Origin of the sequence: Thalassolituus sp. ST750PaO-4 (assembly GCF_020320405.1) — a bacterium.
Taxonomy (GTDB): domain Bacteria; phylum Pseudomonadota; class Gammaproteobacteria; order Pseudomonadales; family Oceanobacteraceae; genus Venatoribacter; species Venatoribacter alkanivorans.
On the sequence record NZ_JABVCB010000013.1, the window covers coordinates 1 to 3,987 of the forward strand.

Sequence of the window (3,987 nt, forward strand, 5' to 3'; positions counted from 1 at the left end):
GTCCATCATTGGTATCAAAGAGACCATCAAGACTACCTGTACCGGTGTTGAGATGTTCCGTAAGATCCTGGACGAAGGCCGTGCCGGTGAGAACGTAGGTGTTCTGCTGCGTGGTACCAAGCGTGACGAAGTTGAGCGTGGTCAGGTTCTGGCGAAGCCAGGTTCTATCACTCCTCACACCAAGTTCGAATCTGAAGTATACGTACTGGGTAAAGATGAAGGTGGTCGTCACACTCCATTCTTCAAAGGTTACCGTCCACAGTTCTACTTCCGTACCACTGACGTAACTGGTGCTTGTGAGCTGCCAGAAGGCGTTGAGATGGTAATGCCAGGTGACAACGTTAAGCTGACCATCACTCTGATCGCTCCTATTGCGATGGATGAAGGTCTGCGTTTTGCGATCCGTGAAGGCGGTCGTACTGTTGGCGCTGGTGTTGTAGCCAAGATCATCGAATAATTCGATATCCTGCTATAAAAAAGAACCGGGCTCTGCCCGGTTTTTTTATGCCTGTCTCTGGATTCTGAGCCGATTATCTGTGACCGCCTGAGTCTGTCTGGCAGGGGAGTATAGTTCGTCTGAAGTCCGCATTATGCGGGCTTTTTTATGCCTGTGATTTGTCGCTTCGTCGTTTTTTGCTTCATTGTGCAGGCAATAAAAAACCCGCGCGGCTTACACCGGGCGGGTTCTTTAATCAGCGGCTAATTACTTAGCTGCTTCTTTACGTGCTTTGGCTTCAGCGATCACTTTCTCTGCTACGTTAGCCGGGCATGGCATGTAGTGAGAGAATTCCATGGAGAACTGGCCACGGCCAGAAGTCATGGTACGCAGGTGACCGATGTAACCGAACATTTCGGACAGCGGTACGTCTGCCTTGATGCGAACGCCAGTCACGCCAGCTTCCTGATCCTTGATCATGCCGCGACGACGGTTCAGGTCACCGATAACATCACCAACGTGATCTTCCGGAGTGAACACGTCCACTTTCATGATTGGTTCCAGCAGCTGAGCGCCAGCTTTTGGCATGGACTGACGGAAAGCGCCTTTCGCAGCGATTTCGAACGCGATCGCCGAGGAGTCAACCGCGTGGTAAGAACCGTCGAACAGTTCAACTTCAACGTCCAGAACCTGGAAGCCGGCCAGAGGACCTTCAGCCATCATCAGACGGAAGCCTTTCTCAACCGCAGGCCAGAATTCCTTAGGTACGTTACCGCCCACAACAGAAGAGGTGAACTTGAAGCCAGTACCTGGCTCGGCAGGACGGATACGGTAATCGATCTTACCGTACTGACCAGAACCACCAGACTGCTTCTTGTGGGTGTAGCTGTCTTCGATTGGCTTGGTGATGGTTTCGCGGTAAGCAACCTGTGGCTGACCAACGATCAGTTCAACACCGTAGGTACGCTTCAGAATGTCGACTTTAATATCCAGGTGCAGTTCGCCCATACCTTTCAGAATGGTTTCGCCTGAGTCTTCGTCAGTCTCAACCTGGAAGGTCGGATCTTCAGCAACCATTTTACCGATCGCAATACCCATCTTATCAACAGCGCCTTTATCTTTAGGCTGTACTGCGATAGAGATTACCGGCTCAGGGAACACCATGGCTTCCAGAGTACATTCGTGCTTAGGATCACACAGGGTATGACCAGTCTGAACGTTCTTCATACCAACAACGGCAAGGATGTCACCGGCCTGAGCGTAATCGATTTCGTTACGTTCGTTAGCCTGCATCTCAACCATACGGCCGATACGCTCGGTTTTACCGGTGAAGCTGTTCAGTACGGTATCACCTTTGCGCATTACACCAGAGTAAATACGGATAAAGGTCAGGGCGCCGAAACGGTCGTCCATGATTTTGAACGCCAGGGCGCGCAGTGGCTCATCAGCAGAAACGATAGCTTTCTGGCCAGTCGGGTTACCTTCTTCGTCGGTCAGATCCTGAGGCTCAACTTCAGTAGGAGCTGGCAGGTAATCTACAACCGCGTCCAGCAGCAGCTGCATGCCTTTGTTCTTAAAGGCAGAACCACAGTAGGTCGGGAAGAATTTCAGGTCGCGGGTACCGATACGGATGCAGCGCTTGATGTCTTCAATAGATGGCTCTTCGCCTTCCATGTAAGCCATCATCAGGTCGTCGTCCATTTCAACAGCAGATTCGATCAGCTGTTCACGGTACATTTCAACGTCGTCAACCATGTCGGCTGGCACGTCCTGTACGGTGTAGTTTTCTGGCTGGCCAGAATCGTCCCATACAAACGCCTTGCGGCTCAGCAGGTCAACAACACCAACGAACTCATCTTCGCGGCCGATAGGCAGAACCATGATCAGCGGGTTTGCGCCCAGTACGTTACGTACCTGGTCAACAACGCGCATGAAATCAGCGCCCAGACGGTCCAGTTTGTTAACGAAGATCAGACGGGATACTTCTGAGTCGTTCGCATAGCGCCAGTTGGTTTCAGATTGTGGCTCAACACCACCTGAACCACAGAATACGCCGATACCGCCGTCCAGTACTTTCAGGGAACGATATACTTCAACGGTGAAGTCAACGTGTCCAGGGGTGTCAATAACGTTGAAACGGTGGCCGTTCCAGAAACAGCTTACCGCCGCAGACTGAATGGTAATACCGCGTTCAGCTTCCTGTTCCATGAAGTCGGTGGTGGATTCGCCATCGTGTACTTCGCCCAGACGGTGGATTTTACCGGTCAGCTTCAGGATACGTTCGGTGGTGGTCGTTTTGCCCGCATCAACGTGGGCGAAAATACCAATGTTTCTGTATAAGGAAAGATCTGTCATAACATTACTCGGTTAGCAGAGACAAAATTCGCGCGCTACTTTACCTGTTTTCTCCTCCTTTTTCTCGTCGTTTTTGATCTGCAGAGGCAGGTTTTACCAAGAAATTTGCGCTGCAGACTGAAAAATAAGCAATTTCAGCCGCTCCGTTATCTGTGTTACGCCGCTGCCGGGTTCATCGGCTGACGTATCTGCTGTGAAATAACAGGCCGGGAGTTGACAGTTTTGCCTTCCGGGGTATGATTGCGGCCCTTATGGGCGTGCCAGGATTACGGATCCTGCCCGCCGGATCATCAGACTTTTATGAGGACTTGGCTGTGGCAAAGGAAACGTTTGAACGTTCAAAACCCCACGTAAACGTTGGTACTATCGGTCACGTTGACCACGGTAAAACCACTCTGACTGCGGCTCTGACCCGCGTATGTTCCGAAGTATGGGGCGGTGCAGCGGTAGCGTTCGACGGTATCGACAATGCTCCTGAAGAGCGTGAGCGTGGTATCACCATTTCTACCTCCCACGTAGAATACGAATCTCCGAACCGTCACTACGCACACGTAGACTGCCCGGGCCACGCTGACTATGTTAAAAACATGATCACCGGTGCTGCGCAGATGGATGGCGCGATCCTGGTGTGCGGTTCTACTGACGGCCCAATGCCTCAGACCCGTGAGCACATCCTGCTGTCCCGTCAGGTTGGTGTACCTTACATCGTTGTATTCCTGAACAAAGCTGACCTGCTGGCTGAAGATTGCGGCGGTGCCGATTCTGAAGAATACGCAGAGATGCTGGAACTGGTTGAAATGGAACTGCGTGACCTGCTGTCTGAATACGACTTCCCAGGCGACGACACTCCAATCATCCCGGGTTCTGCTCTGATGGCCCTGAACGGCGAAGATGAGAACGAAATGGGTACTACCGCTGTTAAGAAGCTGGTAGAAACTCTGGATTCTTATATCCCTGAGCCAGAGCGTGCTATCGACGGCGCCTTCCTGATGCCAATCGAAGACGTATTCTCTATCCAGGGTCGTGGTACTGTTGTTACCGGCCGTGTTGAGCGTGGTATCGTTCGCACTGGTGAAGAACTGTCCATCATCGGTATCAAAGAGACCATCAAAACTACCTGTACTGGTGTTGAGATGTTCCGTAAGATCCTGGACGAAGGCCGTGCTGGTGAGAACGTAGGTGTTCTGCTGCGTGGT

3 protein-coding genes are annotated in these 3,987 nt (G+C 51.8%); 2 read left to right on the top strand and 1 reads right to left on the bottom strand.

What is annotated here, in order from left to right:
• Nucleotides 1-457 (top strand): EF-Tu C-terminal domain-related protein (locus tag HUF18_RS15405; protein WP_255606160.1); only part of this gene is annotated, 457 nt, incomplete at its 5' end.
• Between the two features lie 246 nt (nucleotides 458-703).
• Here the strand turns inward: HUF18_RS15405 and fusA are convergent.
• Nucleotides 704-2,791, bottom strand: coding sequence for an elongation factor G (fusA, locus tag HUF18_RS15410; protein WP_145471124.1), 2,088 nt, complete (start codon nucleotides 2,789-2,791; stop codon nucleotides 704-706).
• Between the two features lie 314 nt (nucleotides 2,792-3,105).
• Here fusA and HUF18_RS15415 point away from each other — a divergent pair.
• A partial coding sequence (locus HUF18_RS15415) for an elongation factor Tu (RefSeq protein WP_225692816.1) occupies nucleotides 3,106-3,987 on the top strand: 882 nt, incomplete at its 3' end.